The organism is Dactylosporangium sp. NPDC051087, assembly GCF_055586325.1.
In genome coordinates this window covers 283,116-297,183 of record NZ_JBVJIJ010000002.1, presented here as the reverse complement: position 1 = coordinate 297,183, position 14,068 = coordinate 283,116, and the positions used below count along the sequence as shown (strand labels likewise).

Genomic DNA, 14,068 nt, shown 5'->3' with positions numbered 1-14,068 from the left:
CCTGCCCCTGCCCGCCCGGGCTGCTTCGTTGTTCCTGCCCCGCTGGCCGCCCGGTCAGGGCTGCTCGGGCCTGTCGATGACGCGCAGCCAGGAGCCGTCGGACTGGCGGCGCACGACCTGGACGCGGCCACCCTTGCCGTCGGCGGAACGGGTCCCGGTCAGCGCCAGGTCGCCGTTGAGGACGGTCGGCGTCAGCGGCTCCAGCGCGAAGTGCGGCACGTGCTCGATCATCGCCTCGCAGACCTTCCGGATGGCGTCACGGCCGACGGTGGTCTCGCCCGGCGGGTAGGCCAGGACGGCGTCCGGCTCGTACAGCGCGGCGACCCCCTCGGCGTCGCCGGCGTTGGCGCGCTCCACGAACAGGCGGGTCAGGTCCTCAGGCGTCTTCGCTGTCGTCGTCATACCCCCAACCCTGCGCCGCCACGATCCATAACTCCAAGACCGGTTCCTGATCACTTCTAGAATCGGCGCTTATGGAGCTGCATCAGCTGGTGTACCTCGTCGCCGTCGCCGAGGAGTCCAGCTTCACGCGCGCGGCGGCCCGGCTGCGGGTCGCCCAGCCCGGGGTGAGCGCGCAGGTCAGGAAGCTGGAGCGGGAGCTGGGCCAGGACCTGCTGGACCGGTCCGGCAGGCAGGTACGGCTGACGGCGGCCGGCGCGGCGGTGCTGCCCTACGCGCGGGCCGCCCTCGACGCCGTGGAAGGGGCCAGGCTCACCGCCGCCGAGCTCGCCGGACTGACCCGCGGCCGGGTCGCGATCGGCACCGTGACCTCGCACGACGTCGACCTCGCCACGGTCCTCGCCGACTTCCACGCCGAGCACCCGGGTGTCGAGATCACGCTCGCCGAGGACACCACCGACCGGCTCGTCGACGGGCTGCGCGCCGGGGTGTTCGACGCGGCGATCATCGCCTACGACACCCCACCCGCCGACCTGGACGTGCGCGTGCTGACCGACGAGGCGATCGACGCCGCGGTCGCCCCGGGGCACGCCTGGTCGCGGCGGTCCACGGTCCGGGTCGCGGAGCTGCGGGACCGGCCCCTCGTGTGCCTGCCGGGCGGCACCGGCATCCGCGGCATCCTGGAGTCGGCGTGCGCGGCGGCCGGGTTCGCGCCGCGGGTCGCCTTCGAGGCGGGCACCCCGCAGGTGGTGGCCCGCCTCGCGGCCCGCGGGCTGGGCGTCGCGGTCCTACCGGCGTCGATCGCGCGGACCTTCGACGGCCTCCACCCGCTGCGGATCGTCGGGCCGTCCCTCAGCGGGCGGCTCGGCCTCGCGTGGCGCCGCGACGGCCCCCGGTCGGCTGCCGCCACGGCGTTCCTCGCCCGGTTCCCCAGCTCGACCGCTCGACCACTCCACCCCTCGCCCGCTTCGTGAGCGCTCCCCGCTCCGCTTCGTGAGCGCCCCCACTTCGCCCCGCTTCAGGAGCGCTCCACTTCGTGAGCGCTCCCCCCGCTTCGTCGTGAGCGCCCGCGTCGTGAGCCCCCGCGTCGTGAGCGCTCCCCCGCTTCGCAAGCGCGCTCGGCAAGGACGGGGTCGGGGTCGGGGTCGGGTCAGTGGCGTGACCGAGGGTCGTCGCCTAGCAGTCACGGTGACCTCGTCGTGTCGTCGCACTGCTCATTGACACTAGCACATCCGAAAAAATAATCTGTCGGTGATGCACCCATCGTAGCTCATCGCACAGCGGCGAGTGACAACCGCTTCGCCTGCCACCAGAAGAGCCGGAACGACCGGCTGCCAGGAGAGCGGCTACCAGGGCACCGGGCCGTCCTCGTCGAAGAAGCCCCCGGTCGGGCCGTCCGCCGGCAGCGTCGCCAGGCGGACCGCGGCGATCGCGCCCTGCGCCGCCGTGCGCGGGCCGGCGTGACCGTTGAGGTCGGTCGCGCAGTAGCCGGGGTCCGCCGCGTTGACCTTGATCGCCGTCGCTCTGAGCTCGTTGGCGAACGAGACGGTGACGGCGTTCAGCGCGCTCTTCGAGGCGTTGTACGACAGGAGCGGGTGCTGCGCGTACATGTGCGACGGCTGGGTGGTGAAGGCCAGCGACCCCAGCCCGCTGCTGACGTTGACGACCCGGCCCGCGTCGGAGCGCCGCAGCGCGGGCAGCACCGCGTTGGTGACGGCGACGACCCCGAACACGTTGGTCTCGAAGGTCTGCCGCAGCAGTTCCAGCGGCGTCCCGCTGGGCGGCGCGCCGCGTTCCAGCAGTACGCCCGCGTTGTTGACGACGACGTCGAGCCGCTCCAGTGCGGCCAGCGCCGCGACGCTGCCGGCGTCGGTCACGTCCAGGGTGACCGCCGTGGCGAACGGGCCGAGGGCGGCGGCCGCCTCCTTGCCGCGCACCGCGTCCCGCGCGCCCACCAGGACCCGCATGCCGTGTGCCGTGCCGAGCAGCTTCGCGATCTCGAAGCCGATGCCCTTGTTCGCGCCCGTGACGAGGGCGACCCGTGGTTCATCCATGCCCGCCACGCTGCCGTCCGCCCGGCCGGCGCGGCAGAGCCCGGCCGAACATCGGATCGCCGGTCCCTGGTTGGCGGCGGCGCGTTGCGGCAGCATGGGGGCATGGACCGGGAGCAGCTCGCCGCGTTTCTCCGCAGCCGGCGGGGCAGGGTCACGCCGGCCGAGGCCGGTCTTGACGGTGGTGGCCGGCGGCGCACCCCGGGGCTGCGCCGCGAGGAGGTCGCCCGGCTGGCGGGCATCTCGGTCGACTACTACGCGCGTCTGGAGCAGGGCCGTGGTCCGCGCCCGTCGCGGCAGGTCCTCGGCGCGCTCGGGCGGGCGTTGCGGCTGCACGACGACGAGCGCACGTATCTCTTCCAGGTCGCCGGCGAGCAGCCGGGCCCGCCCGCGGGGCCGTCGCCGCACGTGTCCGCGGGCATCCTGCACCTGCTCGAGCGTCTCGACGACACCCCGGCGTACGTCATCGACGCGAAGTACGAGCTGCTGGCCTGGAACCCCCTCGCGGTCGCGTTGATGGGCGACCCGGAGGTGGTCATGCCCGGCTCGCGCAACATGATCTGGAACCTGTTCAGCGGGCCGGCCGACCTCGCCTTGGAGGAGACGTCCCGGTTCGCCGACGAGTGCGTCGCCGATCTGCGGGCCGCGTCGGTGCGGTATCCGCGTGACGAAGGCATCCGGTCGCTGATCGCGCGGCTCAGGTCGGTCAGCGTGGAGTTCGCGCGTCGCTGGGACGAGCACCAGGTCTGTGTGCGCCGCGTCACGAGGAAGCGGTTCGACCATCCGGTGCACGGCCGGCTGGTCTTCGACTGCGAGGTTCTGGAGATCGCCGACGCCGGTCAGAGGGTGATCTTCTACACGGCCGAGGCCGGCTCTCACAGCGCGGCGGTGTTGTGCGGGTTGCGCATGCGTCCGGCGTACGCCGGCTGACTCAGTGGCGCGCGCCTTCGGGGAGCGGGTTGCGGCCGAAGCCGGGGCGCAGCGTGGACGCCTTCGCGGACTCGTGTGTGAGGCGGGCGCTGAGCAGGCCGCCCTGTCTGGCGATCCCGGCGGCGAGGGCCGGCACGAGCGGCAGCAGCCAGTCCACGACGAACCCTTGGGTCGGCAGTTGCGCGACGACCAGGACGGCGAGCGCGACGGCGATCCCTTCGACGAGCCCGCGCCAGGCGGCCCGGCCGGAGGCGGTGACGGCGGCGCGGCGGGTGATCGTGGCGTTGTCGAGGCCGTCGAGGGCCTTCGTGTCGCGGCGGCCGAGGTTGAAGCCGGCGCACCCGACGCTGGTCGACAGGCCGAGGACCGCCGCGGCGACGACGCTCCTGGTCAGCAGGAACGTCAGCCCGAACACCGCGCATCCGGCGCCGCAGGCGAAGAGGGCGCGCAGCCACTCCTTCTTGTCCCCCGGGTACCAGTAGTAGCGGGTGGTGTTGGGCGATATCTGCCGGATGATCTGGCCCATGCGAAGCTTCCCCTTGTTCAGCCGGGTGGCCTCTTGATCATCCTGTATGGAGGGCGCTTTGTCGGGAGAATGGCGGTTTAGAACAGCACGGTCGCGAAGGTGCCCACCTGCTGGAAGCCGCATCGCTCGTACACCTTGCGAGCAGGGGTGTTGTAGTCGTTGACATACAGGCTCACCGATGGTGCCACGCGGCGGAGGGAGTCGCGGACGATCGCGGCGATCCCGCCCCGGGCGAGGCCGCGGCCGCGCCACTCCGGCGCCGTCCACACGCCCTGGATCTGCGCGGTGTGCCGTGTGACGACGGCCAGTTCGGCCTTGAAGACGACCTTGCCGTTGATGACGCGGGCGTACGCCCGGCGGGCCCGGACCAGTTCGCCGACGCGTTCTCGGTAGGAGCGCTCGCCGCCGTCGGCGGTCGGTGAGACGCCGACCTCTTCGGTGTACATCGCCACGGCCGCCGGGAACAGCAGGTCGATCTCGTCGGGCTTGACGAGCCGCACGTTGGGGTCGGCGGGCACCGGCGCCGGGGAGGACGTCGCCATGAGCGGCTGGTTCGGTCGTACGTCGCGCGACGGTCCCCACGAGGGTGCCAGGCGGCTCCACAGCCCGAGGACCGCGTCCGCGGAGCCGACGATCGACGAGCAGCCGCGCGGCTCGCTCGCGACCATGTCGGCGAACGCCGCGACGGCCGCCGTCGAGGCGTTGACGGGGATCAGGTTGGCGCCGAGCCAGCACAGGGACTCCAGGTGACGGCGTGAGCCGTAACCGAAGATCCGGGCGTCCTGCCGCCACCAGGCCAGGCCGGCCATCGAGATCCGCTCGGCGACCTGGGCGCCGCCGAACGGGTCGCCGTCGAGCAGACGCTCGACCGAACCGCGTTCGGCGTCGCCGAGGAGCCTCGCCGCCACCGTCAGCATGCGTACAAGCCTGCCAGATCGGGGGCGGGACAGCCGCACATACCCATGCGCGTCCCGCTAGTGGACCGTCACGGACGGCCCGAGGCCCCGCAACTCCTCCGGCAGGTCGACGCCCATCTCCTCGGCGAGGCGCAGGGCCTCCTCGACCAGCGTCTCGACGATCTGTCCCTCGGGGACCGTCTTGATGACCTTGCCCTTGACGAAGATCTGGCCCTTGCCGTTGCCGGACGCGACGCCGAGGTCGGCCTCGCGGGCCTCGCCGGGGCCGTTGACGACGCAGCCCATGACGGCGACCCGCAGCGGGGCCGGGAAGCCGTCGAGCGCGGCGGTGACCTGCTCGGCGAGGGTGTAGACGTCGACCTGGGCACGGCCGCAGGACGGGCACGAGACGATCTCCAGGCCGCGCTCGCGCAGGCCGAGGGCCTCGAGGATCGCGTTGCCGACCTTGATCTCCTCGACCGGCGGGGCCGACAGGGAGACGCGGATCGTGTCGCCGATGCCTTCGGCGAGCAGCGCGCCGAACGCGACGGACGACTTGATCGTGCCCTGGAACGTCGGGCCGGCCTCGGTCACCCCGAGGTGCAGCGGGTAGTCGCACTGCTCGGCGAGCTGCCGGTACGCGCGGATCATGACGACCGGGTCGTTGTGCTTGACCGAGATCTTGATGTCGCGGAAGTCGTGCTCCTCGAACAGCGAGCACTCCCACAGCGCGGACTCGACGAGCGCTTCGGCGGTCGCCTTGCCGTGCTTCTCCAGCAGGCGCTTGTCGAGGGAGCCGGCGTTGACGCCGATGCGGATCGGGATGCCCGCGGCGGAGGCCGCCTTCGCGATCTCCTTGACCTTGTCGTCGAACTGGCGGATGTTGCCCGGGTTGACCCGGACGGCCGCGCAGCCGGCGTCGATGGCCGCGAACACGTACTTCGGCTGGAAGTGGATGTCGGCGATGACGGGGATCTGCGACTTCTTCGCGATCGCCGGCAGTGCCTCGACGTCGTCCTGGCTGGGCACGGCGACCCGGACGATCTGGCAGCCCGAGGCGGTGAGCTCGGCGATCTGCTGGAGGGTGCTGTTGACGTCGGCGGTGAGCGTGGTCGCCATCGACTGCACGGACACCGGCGCGCCACCGCCGACCGGCACGGAGCCGACCATGATCTGGCGGGACTTGCGGCGGGGGGCGAGGGCCGGCGGGGGGACGGTAGGCAGGCCGAGGCTGACTGCGGTCATGGAGTGCGCCACCTGGAAGTCGAAATGTCCGGTTGAGAGGGTTTCATTTTAGGGTGATCGGGTTCACGAAGTCGGCCGTCACCGTCAACAGGACGAAGACGCCGAGGATGCCTATCACGCCCAGCGTGATGGGCGCCAGCTTGTAGTAGTCGACCCTGCCTGGGTCGGGTTTGCCGAGCTTGGCCGCGAACCAGGACCGCACGCGCTCGAACCAGGCGATCGCGATGTGGCCGCCGTCCATCGGCAGCAGCGGGAACAGGTTGAAGATGCCGAAGAACAGGTTGAGGCTCGCGAACAGCAGCAGCAGCGAGGCCCAGTCGCCGAGCTCGAACAGCTCGCCGCCGATCCGGCTGGCGCCGACCACGCTCACCGGGGTCTCGGGGTCACGCTTCTCGCCGATGATCGACTTGAGGAGGTTGGGCACCTTCTCCGGGATGTCCTTGAACGACGCGAACGTGCGCTCGACCAGCGACCAGGTGAGCGTGAACGTCTTGTCGACGCCCTCGACCGGCCCGTAGGAGACCTGCGGGATGTCCGACGTGCGCGGCGCGATGCTGATGCCGAGTAGGCCGCCCCGCTCCAGGTCGTCCGCGGTGATCTTGTCGGCGGTCTTGACGACGTCGGGCTTGATCCGCTGCGCCTCGGGGATGAGGGCGGTGCCGCTGAGCGTCTTGCCGTCCCGCGTCCAGGTCACCGCGACGGTCTGGTTGGTGACCTTCTTGAGCTCCTCGCGCAGCGTGCCCGAGTTGGGCGTGGCGACGCCGCCGATGGACGTGATCATGTCGCCGGACTCCAGGCCGAGCTGCAACGCCGGGCTCTTCGGGTCCTTGGCGGGGTCGCAGGCCTTCGGCGCCTTGGTGCTCGCGTCGTATTCCCACGTGGTGGCGATGCACTTGGCGACCGGGCCGACCCGGACCGGCAGCTCGTCCTGCTTGGTCTCCGGGTCGGGGATGCCCACGAACGAGAAGAGCACCCACAGCGTGATCAGCGTGATCGCGAAGTGGGTGATCGAGCCAGCGCTCATGACGATCGTCCGCTTCCACACCGGGAAGCGCCACATCGCCCGCGGGTCGTCGGCGCCGGAGACACCCGTCACCGGGTCGACGTCGTCCTCCTGGGGCGTCATCCCGACGATCTTCACGAAGCCGCCGAAGGGCAGGGCCTTGATGCCATACTCGGTCTCGCCGCGCTTGAACGACCAGATCGTCGGCCCGAACCCGGCGAAATACTTGGTCACCCGCATGCCGAACCATTTGGCGGTCAGCATGTGTCCCGCTTCGTGCAGACACACCGCGAACAGGATCCCCACCGCGAAGAGGATGATCCCCACCGTGAACGCCATCAGGCCCCTTTCCCGCCCGCGATCCGCTCGCGCGCATAGGCCCGCGCCCAGGATTCGGCGGCGAGCACGTCATCGACGGTACCTGGTTCGGCAAAGTCCGGTGCGTCCGTAAGGGTTCGCTCCAACGTCTCGACGATGCCGAGGAAAGGAAGGTCACCCGCTGTGAACGCGGCCACACACTCCTCGTTGGCGGCGTTGTAGATCGCGGGCCGGCACCGGCCCGCCTCCCCCGCGGCCTTGGCGAGGGCGACGGCCGGGAACGCCTCCTCGTCGAGCGGGCGCAGCTCCCAGGTGTGCGCCGTGGTCCAGTCGACCCCGGGCGCGGCGTCGGCGATCCGGTCGGGCCAGCCGAGGGCGAGCGCGATCGGCAGGCGCATGTCCGGCGGGCTGCACTGGGCGAGGGTCGAGCCGTCGTGGAACTCGACCAGCGAGTGGATCACCGACTGCGGGTGCACCATGACGTGGATGTCGCGATACGCCACCCCGAACAGCTCGTGCGTCTCGATCACCTCGAGGCCCTTGTTGACGAGCGTGGCGCTGTTGATCGTCACGACCGGGCCCATGTCCCACGTCGGGTGCGCGAGCGCCTCCTTCGGGGTGACGCCGACGAGCTGCTCGCGGGTGCGGCCCCGGAAGGCGCCGCCGGACGCGGTCAGGACCAGCCGCCGGACCTCCTTGGCGGTGCCGCCCCGCAGCCCCTGGGCGAGGGCGGAGTGCTCGGAGTCGACGGGGACGATCTGGCCCGGCTTCGCGACGGCCCGCACCAGCGGACCTCCCGCGACCAGGGATTCCTTGTTGGCCAGGGCGAGGACGCGGCCGGCGCGGAGGGCGGCGAGCGTCGGGGCCAGGCCGAGCGAGCCGACGACCCCGTTGAGGACCGTGTCGCAGGGCCACTGCGCCAGCTCGGTCATCGCGTCGGGCCCGGCGAGGATCTTCGGCAGCCGGAAGTCGCCGGTGGCCCAGCCGCGGCGGGCGGCCTCGGTGTAGAACGCGAGCTGCAGGTCCTGCGCGGCGGTGGCCTTCGCGACGCCGACCGCGTCGACGCCGAGCTCCAGCGCCTGCTCGGCGAGCAGTCGCACATTGCCGCCGCCGGCGCCGATGGCGACCACGCGGAACTTGTCGGGATTGCGCCGGACGATGTCGATCGCTTGGGTGCCGATCGACCCGGTCGAGCCGAGCAGGACGATCTCTCGGAGGGTCACCCGTCCATTGTCTCAGGCGCGCACGGGTGGGGAGTGGCCGATGTCGCGGGGGGGGGGGGGGGGGGGGGGGGGGGGGGGGGGGGGGGGGGGGGGGGGGGGGGGGGGGGGGGCGACGTTGGTGGGGGGGGGGGAGGGGGAGGGGGAGGGGGTGGGGGGGGGGGTCCCCCCCCCCCCCCCCCCCCCCCCCCCCCCCCCCCCCCGACCGACCGTCATCGTGGTGAATCCCAGACGCCATCCCCGTTAGTACGCATGTACCAATTATAGATCATCATTTGCACCCGTGCAATCGAATTACGGCGCCAGGCGGTGCAGGTCACGGGGGAAGAGCACCGCTTCGCGGACGTTCGCGGCACCGGTCACGCGGGCCATGAAACGCTCCAGTCCGATCGCGAACCCACCGTGCGGCGGCATGCCGTGCCGGAACGCCTCCAGGTAGGTCGCCAGCGGCTCCGGGTCGGGCACCGCCGCCAGGTAGTCCGCGTACCTGTGCAGGCGCTGACCGCCGGTCACCAGCTCGACACCGCGGAACAACAGGTCGAAGGAGTTCGACCAGCGCGAGTCGTCCGGCTGCGGGTGCGTGTAGAAGGGACGCTTGCGCATCGGGTACCCCTCGACGAACACGAAGTCGGACCCGTGCGTCCGCGCGGCCCACTCCCCCAGCGCCCGCTCGTGCTCCGGGGCGAGGTCGGGTTCGTCCTCGGGCGCCCCCACCATCCGCAGGGCGTCGCGGAAGTGCAGCACCGGGATCTCCGCGGGCAGGTCCACCGCCCAGCCGTGGTCCCGCACGGCGGCGGCCATCGCCCGGATCACCTCCGTCAGGACCGCCATGACGTCCCGGTGGTCCTCGATGAACCCGAGTTCGGCGTCGAGGGAGGTGTACGTCGCCAGGTGACGCGACGTGTCGTGCGGCTCCGCCCGGAAGACGGGGCCGACCTCGTACACCCGCTCGAACACGCCGACCATCGTCTGCTTGTAGAACTGCGGCGACTGCGCCAGATACGCCTTCTCGCCGAAGTAGTCGAGCTCGAACACGTTGGCGCCGCTCTCCGTCGCGGAGCCGACGATCTTCGGCGTGAACACCTCGGTGAACCCCTGCGCGTCGAGCGCCGTCCGGAACGCCCTGACGGCCGCCGCCGACGCCGCGAACACGCTGCGTCTCGCCGGGTGCCGCAGCGTGACGGCGGCGTGGTCCAGCAGCGCCGGCAGCGACGCCTTCACCGTGGGCCGGAACAGCTCCACGGGCGGCGGCTCCGCCTCCGCGAGCACCGTGAACACCGGCTCGGCGAGCTCCACCACCTCGCCGTGCCGCACGACCCGGCCGGTCACCGACACGACCTGCTCCTCCGCCGGCGCCTCCCGCTCGGTGGTCACGACCTGCAGCAACCCTGCACGGTCCCGAATGATCACGAACGTCACGTTGGCGAGGACCCGCCGTCGATGGACCCAGCCGGCGACGGTCACCGTCTCGCCGACGTACCGCGGCACCTGGCTGGACAGCACGCGTTGCATGACACCTCCCGAGAGACTCCGCTCCCCGGAGGTGTGGGCGATGGGGCCGGTCGCGGTGCCACCACACCTTCGTCACGGCACGCCGTGACCTCGACGCAAACGGCTCGGCGGCCACCCCGTCGTGCGCTCGTCAGGCGCCGGGGCGACCACCTCATCACCGTGCGCTTCGATGGTAGGCAACCCCCGGCCACCACCGCGACGGGGTTTTCGGTTCCGGCGTGCCGGGAAATCAACGGCTGTGAGCAGTACCCGGCAGGTCCCCGAGACGCGCCTCATGGCCCGCGACGACCTCTCCGCCGACGACGCCTGGCACTCGCTGCGGCGGCACGGCGGATGGTGCCTGCTGCGCGATGCGTTCCTGCGCTTCCGGTACGGCGACGGCTTCAGCCACTCGCGCGCCCTGGCGCTGCAGCTGTGCCTGGCGATCGTGCCGTTCCTCATCGCGCTCACGGGTCTGATCAGCAAGCTCGGCGTGGCCGAGGGCGGGCAGGTCGTCGCCGACACCGTCCTGGCCCTCACCCCCGGCGCCAGCGACGGGCTCGTCCAGGACCTGCTCGTCGACTCCGAACGCACCGAGGACATCGGCGAGTTCGCGCTCGGCGCCGGTCTGCTCACCGGGATGCTCGCCCTCACCACCGCGATGGCCCAGATCGAACGCGGCGCCAACCGCATCTACGGCGTCGAACGGGACCGGCCCGCGCACGTCAAGTACGGCCGGGCCGTGCTGCTCGCCGTCGGCGCCGGCATCCCCGCCCTGGCCGGCTTCCTCATGCTCGTCGCCGGCGGCGACCTCGGCCGCTCCGTGCGCTCCCACTACTCCTGGGGCGGCCCCGTCGACACCGTCTGGCAGCTCGTCCGCTGGCCGGTCAGCGTCGTCCTCGTCGTCACGGCCGTCGCCGCGATCTTCCGGTTCGCCCCGCGCCGCCGGCAGCCGGCCTTCTCCTGGCTCCTCTTCGGCGCCGCGCTGTCGACCGCCCTCTGGTGGCTGATCAGCGCCCTCCTCGCCTTCTACGTCAGCAGCAGCGACGCCTTCGGCGCCACCTACGGCGCGCTCACCGGCATCATGGCCCTGCTGCTGTGGGCGAACCTGACGGGGATCGCCCTGTTCCTCGGGATCGCCTTCGGCGCCCAGCTGGAGGCCCTGCGCGTCGGCGTCCCCGAACCCGTCGTGGAGGACCAGTGGGTCCCCGTCGACGAGCAGCTCGACCTCGACCCGGACACCGACCCGCAGGCCTTCGCCCACGACCAGCTCAACCACCCCGCCCGCTGAACGACAAGCGGACCGCTCAGACCGGCGCGCGGGTCGGCGGGGACGGCAGGGGTCAGCCGGGCAGAGACTGCCTCGCGCCGGTCGGGACGCGTGGGTTGCCCAGGTCGGCGCGCCGGCCGGCGGCGTTGCCCGCCTCGAAGCCGCCCCCGCTCAGCCGCCGGGGCCGGGCCGTGCGCAGGTCCGGATACTGCTGGTCCACCGCCACATCCACCGCCCGCCCCCGGTCCGCCAGGACGAGCGCCATCCCCGGCTGGTCGGGGGTGGCGGCGCGGTTGCGCTCGTCGGCCTCGGCGAACCGGTGGGCGACCGCCGTGCCGAAGCCGATCAGCCAGGACCGGCGCCAGGCCGCGACCTGCTCGCCCGGCGGCACGGGCTCGACGAGAACACCGCGGGCCGCCTGGACGAGCAGCGAGGCGAAGAGCAGCTCGACGCCGGCGACGTCGGACTCGAAGCCGAACAGGTGCATGGAGATGCGCAGGCCGTCGCGGGTGCGGTGCTGCAGGCGGACCGAGCGGCACCGCAGCGACGAGGCGACGACGTGCAGGAGGTGGGCCTTCTCACGCAGATACGGCGGGTGCAGCTCGACCAGCCGGTTGCCGACGGTCTGCGGGCGCTGACCGTCGGCGGCGTCGAGCAGGGCCTGGTCGATGCCGTATTTGCCGATCAGCTCCGCCGCCTTGGCGGTGAGCGCCTCGGCCTCCTCGCGGGTGCACGCGGGATCCTCGGCCTTGGCCAGCAGCTTCCGAACCTTCTCCAGCACCGAGGCTACCGCCGACCTACGACACGTCCTGCGAACCGGCCGGCCGGGAGCGCAGCTCGTGCCCCACGCTCGTCAGGCAGCGGCCGCTGGGCAGGTCGAACTTCCAGCCGTGCAGCTGGCAGGTGAGGGTCTTGCCGTCGACGATGCCGAAGCGGGTCAGGTCGGCCTTGAGGTGCGGGCAGCGCCGCTGCACGATCCAGTCGCCCAGCTTGATGTCCTCGGCGTCGGGCTTCTGCTCGGCGAACCAGCCCTCCGCGTACTGCAGCCGCTCCTCCGACAGGCATTTGAAGAACGAGTAGACGAACTCGTTGTACTGGCCGATGCGGGTGGCGGTGAAGCGGCAGGACAGGAACAGCGAGTTGACCCAGTCGACCTCCTCGATGAAGAGGAGGTGCTCGATGAGGGCGCGCTCGGTGCGGAACCGGTAGCGCACCTTCTCGTCGGCGTACTCGCGGACCTGCTTGCCCGGGAAGTCCACCACGATCGACTCGACGGAGACGCCGTCATACCCCACGAGGTCGAAGCGGACCGGGCCGCCGACGCCCTTCGCGAGATACACGGACTCGTCCAGCAGCGGCTCGATGCGGCGCTTCATCTCCTTCAGCACATCCACCTCGGGATGCCGCCAGGAGGCCTTCGCCGCCTCGATGATCGGCCGCTTCCGCTCCCGCATCTCCTCGAGGTGCTCCCGCTTGTGCGCGAAGAACTCCTCGACCGGGACGGGGTGCTCGGTCGTGACCGAGGTGGTGGTGACGGTCATCACCGACCCGGGCAGCAGGACCGTGGAGTTGGTGCCGCCGTGCTTGGCGTACTCCTGCTGGAACACCCACTGGTCGGGGAAGATGTTGCCCTCGTCGCCGAAGATGTCGTTGAACTGCCACAGGTCGTCGTCGAGGAAGCACGGCGGGCCCGCGATCGGCACCACGTGCGATGCCTTGAGGTCGTCGATGTACCGGAAGGTGCGGTCGAACTGCCGGTCGCGCTTCTGCTTGCCGAACGCCGTCTTGGCCGCCTGCGGGAGGTCGTAGACCATCGGATACCAGATGGCGCCGGAGAACTGCAGCAGGTGCGCGTGGACGTGCCCGAGCTCGGCGTAGGTGGTGAGGTCCGTCGGGCGGGCGTCGTTCTGGTTGAGGATGCGCACGCCGTCGTATTCGACCCACAGCGAGGAGTCACCGATCGGCCCGTCGGTCGGCGAGGTGAGCGCCTGGATCATGATCTTCAGGCCGCCGTCGAGCTCGTGGACGTGGTCGCTCTTCGTCTCGAGGAACCGGGTGAAGCCCAGCGCCTCGAGCTCGTCGCGCATCTCCGACGTGGGGAACTCCGGCAGCAGCACGGTCGCCTTCTTCGACACGAAGCGCCGCAGGTGGTCCGCGTCGAAGTGGTCCCGGTGCAGGTGGGAGACGTAGAGGTAGTCACAGTCGCCGAGGGCCTCCCAGTCGAGCAGGGAGTTGTCGGGAAACGGGAACCACGACGCGAAATACGCCGGGTTGACCCACGGGTCGCACAGGATGCTGCCGGCCTCGGTGTCGATGCGCAGGCTGGCGTGCCCGGTCCCGGTGATCCGCACCGTTTTCCTCCTCAAACCGCGAACGGAACTGCGGTCCCGACGCTACCCGACCGACCCGCAACCGTCGGTCGGGGTGCCGCATGCCAGACTTTGCAGCGAAGCACACCTGCAGCGAAAGGACGCGCCGTGGCCGAGCACGAGCCCGTGACCTCACCCGACCAGCTCAAGCCGGGACACCCGCGGGCGGCCCGTTTCGGTGCTGCCGTCACCGTCCTGCTCATCCTGGGCATGCTGGTGGGCAACCACCAGGGCCGGGTCGAGGACATCTGGTTGATCGTCTGCGCCGGTGTGCTGGTGCTGGCGCTGGTCGGGGACTGGGTGCTGCGCCGCAACGGCCTCCGGTAGAGGCCGGGGACCCGGCCCGGACG

Annotated in this window: 14 protein-coding genes; 4 read left to right on the top strand and 10 right to left on the bottom strand. The window is 71.4% G+C overall.

The window, feature by feature from the left end:
- Positions 1 to 54: 54 nt before the first annotated feature.
- Complete coding sequence (locus tag ACZ6TV_RS04840) at positions 55 to 402, bottom strand: YybH family protein (protein ID WP_465295424.1); 348 nt, start codon at positions 400 to 402, stop codon at positions 55 to 57.
- 71 nt (positions 403 to 473) lie between these two features.
- Between ACZ6TV_RS04840 and ACZ6TV_RS04835 the strand changes: the two genes are divergently transcribed.
- Entirely contained in the window at positions 474 to 1,373 is a 900-nt protein-coding gene (locus ACZ6TV_RS04835) for a LysR family transcriptional regulator (protein WP_465295422.1), read from the top strand.
- Between the two features lie 372 nt (positions 1,374 to 1,745).
- Here the strand turns inward: ACZ6TV_RS04835 and ACZ6TV_RS04830 are convergent, their stop codons facing one another.
- Positions 1,746 to 2,453 carry an SDR family oxidoreductase gene (locus tag ACZ6TV_RS04830; protein ID WP_465295420.1) on the bottom strand — a complete coding sequence of 236 codons (708 nt, stop codon included), beginning with the start codon at positions 2,451 to 2,453 and terminating at the stop codon, positions 1,746 to 1,748.
- A gap of 102 nt (positions 2,454 to 2,555) precedes the next feature.
- Here ACZ6TV_RS04830 and ACZ6TV_RS04825 point away from each other — a divergent pair, with 102 nt between their 5' ends.
- Complete coding sequence (locus tag ACZ6TV_RS04825; protein WP_465295418.1) at positions 2,556 to 3,380, top strand: helix-turn-helix transcriptional regulator; 825 nt, start codon at positions 2,556 to 2,558, stop codon at positions 3,378 to 3,380.
- Position 3,381: 1 nt separating this feature from the next.
- On the opposite strand, the gene ACZ6TV_RS04820 is transcribed toward ACZ6TV_RS04825, so the two are convergent.
- The 6 genes from ACZ6TV_RS04820 to aspS all read right to left on the bottom strand — a co-directional run bounded on the left by ACZ6TV_RS04820 (position 3,382) and on the right by aspS (position 10,100).
- Positions 3,382 to 3,906, bottom strand: coding sequence for a hypothetical protein (locus tag ACZ6TV_RS04820; protein ID WP_465295416.1), 525 nt, complete (start codon positions 3,904 to 3,906; stop codon positions 3,382 to 3,384).
- 77 nt (positions 3,907 to 3,983) lie between these two features.
- Positions 3,984 to 4,823, bottom strand: a complete 840-nt coding sequence (locus tag ACZ6TV_RS04815; protein ID WP_465295414.1) for a GNAT family N-acetyltransferase — start codon at positions 4,821 to 4,823, stop codon at positions 3,984 to 3,986.
- Between the two features lie 57 nt (positions 4,824 to 4,880).
- Positions 4,881 to 6,047: a flavodoxin-dependent (E)-4-hydroxy-3-methylbut-2-enyl-diphosphate synthase gene (gene ispG / locus ACZ6TV_RS04810; protein WP_354789769.1), complete on the bottom strand. Its 1,167-nt coding sequence runs from the start codon at positions 6,045 to 6,047 to the stop codon at positions 4,881 to 4,883.
- 43 nt (positions 6,048 to 6,090) lie between these two features.
- Positions 6,091 to 7,389, bottom strand: a complete 1,299-nt coding sequence (locus ACZ6TV_RS04805) for a M50 family metallopeptidase (protein ID WP_465295412.1) — start codon at positions 7,387 to 7,389, stop codon at positions 6,091 to 6,093.
- A complete protein-coding gene (dxr, locus tag ACZ6TV_RS04800) occupies positions 7,389 to 8,576 on the bottom strand; it encodes a 1-deoxy-D-xylulose-5-phosphate reductoisomerase (protein WP_465296110.1) in 1,188 nt (395 codons plus the stop codon). The genes ACZ6TV_RS04805 and dxr overlap by 1 nt, the downstream gene beginning before the upstream one ends.
- Positions 8,577 to 8,882: 306 nt before the next feature.
- Complete coding sequence (aspS, locus tag ACZ6TV_RS04795) at positions 8,883 to 10,100, bottom strand: aspartate--tRNA(Asn) ligase (RefSeq protein ID WP_465295410.1); 1,218 nt, start codon at positions 10,098 to 10,100, stop codon at positions 8,883 to 8,885.
- 238 nt (positions 10,101 to 10,338) lie between these two features.
- On the opposite strand from aspS, the gene ACZ6TV_RS04790 reads away from it, so the two are divergent.
- The gene (locus ACZ6TV_RS04790; RefSeq protein WP_465295408.1) at positions 10,339 to 11,370 is read left to right on the top strand and encodes a YihY/virulence factor BrkB family protein; all 1,032 of its coding nucleotides are present in this window, start codon (positions 10,339 to 10,341) and stop codon (positions 11,368 to 11,370) included.
- A gap of 52 nt (positions 11,371 to 11,422) precedes the next feature.
- Here ACZ6TV_RS04790 and ACZ6TV_RS04785 read toward each other — a convergent pair whose 3' ends face one another.
- On the bottom strand, positions 11,423 to 12,130 hold the full coding sequence (locus tag ACZ6TV_RS04785) for a DUF2786 domain-containing protein (RefSeq protein ID WP_465295406.1): 708 nt from the start codon (positions 12,128 to 12,130) through the stop codon (positions 11,423 to 11,425).
- Positions 12,131 to 12,146: 16 nt separating this feature from the next.
- On the bottom strand, positions 12,147 to 13,694 hold the full coding sequence (locus ACZ6TV_RS04780; RefSeq protein ID WP_465296108.1) for a Rieske 2Fe-2S domain-containing protein: 1,548 nt from the start codon (positions 13,692 to 13,694) through the stop codon (positions 12,147 to 12,149).
- Between the two features lie 132 nt (positions 13,695 to 13,826).
- Between ACZ6TV_RS04780 and ACZ6TV_RS04775 the strand changes: the two genes are divergently transcribed.
- Positions 13,827 to 14,045 (top strand): DUF2631 domain-containing protein, encoded by a 219-nt coding sequence (locus ACZ6TV_RS04775; protein WP_380112928.1) that lies wholly within the window; start codon positions 13,827 to 13,829, stop codon positions 14,043 to 14,045.
- Positions 14,046 to 14,068: the final 23 nt, after the last annotated feature.

Excerpts from the sequence above, each read along its gene's own strand:
- ACZ6TV_RS04825 (WP_465295418.1), top strand. The coding sequence starts at position 2,556 with ATGGACCGGGAGCAGCTCGCCGCGTTTCTCCGCAGCCGGCGGGGCAGG.
- aspS (WP_465295410.1), bottom strand. The coding sequence starts at position 10,100 with ATGCAACGCGTGCTGTCCAGCCAGGTGCCGCGGTACGTCGGCGAGACG.
- ACZ6TV_RS04835 (WP_465295422.1), top strand. The coding sequence starts at position 474 with ATGGAGCTGCATCAGCTGGTGTACCTCGTCGCCGTCGCCGAGGAGTCC.
- ispG (WP_354789769.1), bottom strand. The coding sequence starts at position 6,047 with ATGACCGCAGTCAGCCTCGGCCTGCCTACCGTCCCCCCGCCGGCCCTC.
- ACZ6TV_RS04815 (WP_465295414.1), bottom strand. The coding sequence starts at position 4,823 with ATGCTGACGGTGGCGGCGAGGCTCCTCGGCGACGCCGAACGCGGTTCG.
- ACZ6TV_RS04830 (WP_465295420.1), bottom strand. The coding sequence starts at position 2,453 with ATGGATGAACCACGGGTCGCCCTCGTCACGGGCGCGAACAAGGGCATC.
- ACZ6TV_RS04805 (WP_465295412.1), bottom strand. The coding sequence starts at position 7,389 with ATGGCGTTCACGGTGGGGATCATCCTCTTCGCGGTGGGGATCCTGTTC.
- ACZ6TV_RS04840 (WP_465295424.1), bottom strand. The coding sequence starts at position 402 with ATGACGACGACAGCGAAGACGCCTGAGGACCTGACCCGCCTGTTCGTG.
- ACZ6TV_RS04820 (WP_465295416.1), bottom strand. The coding sequence starts at position 3,906 with ATGGGCCAGATCATCCGGCAGATATCGCCCAACACCACCCGCTACTAC.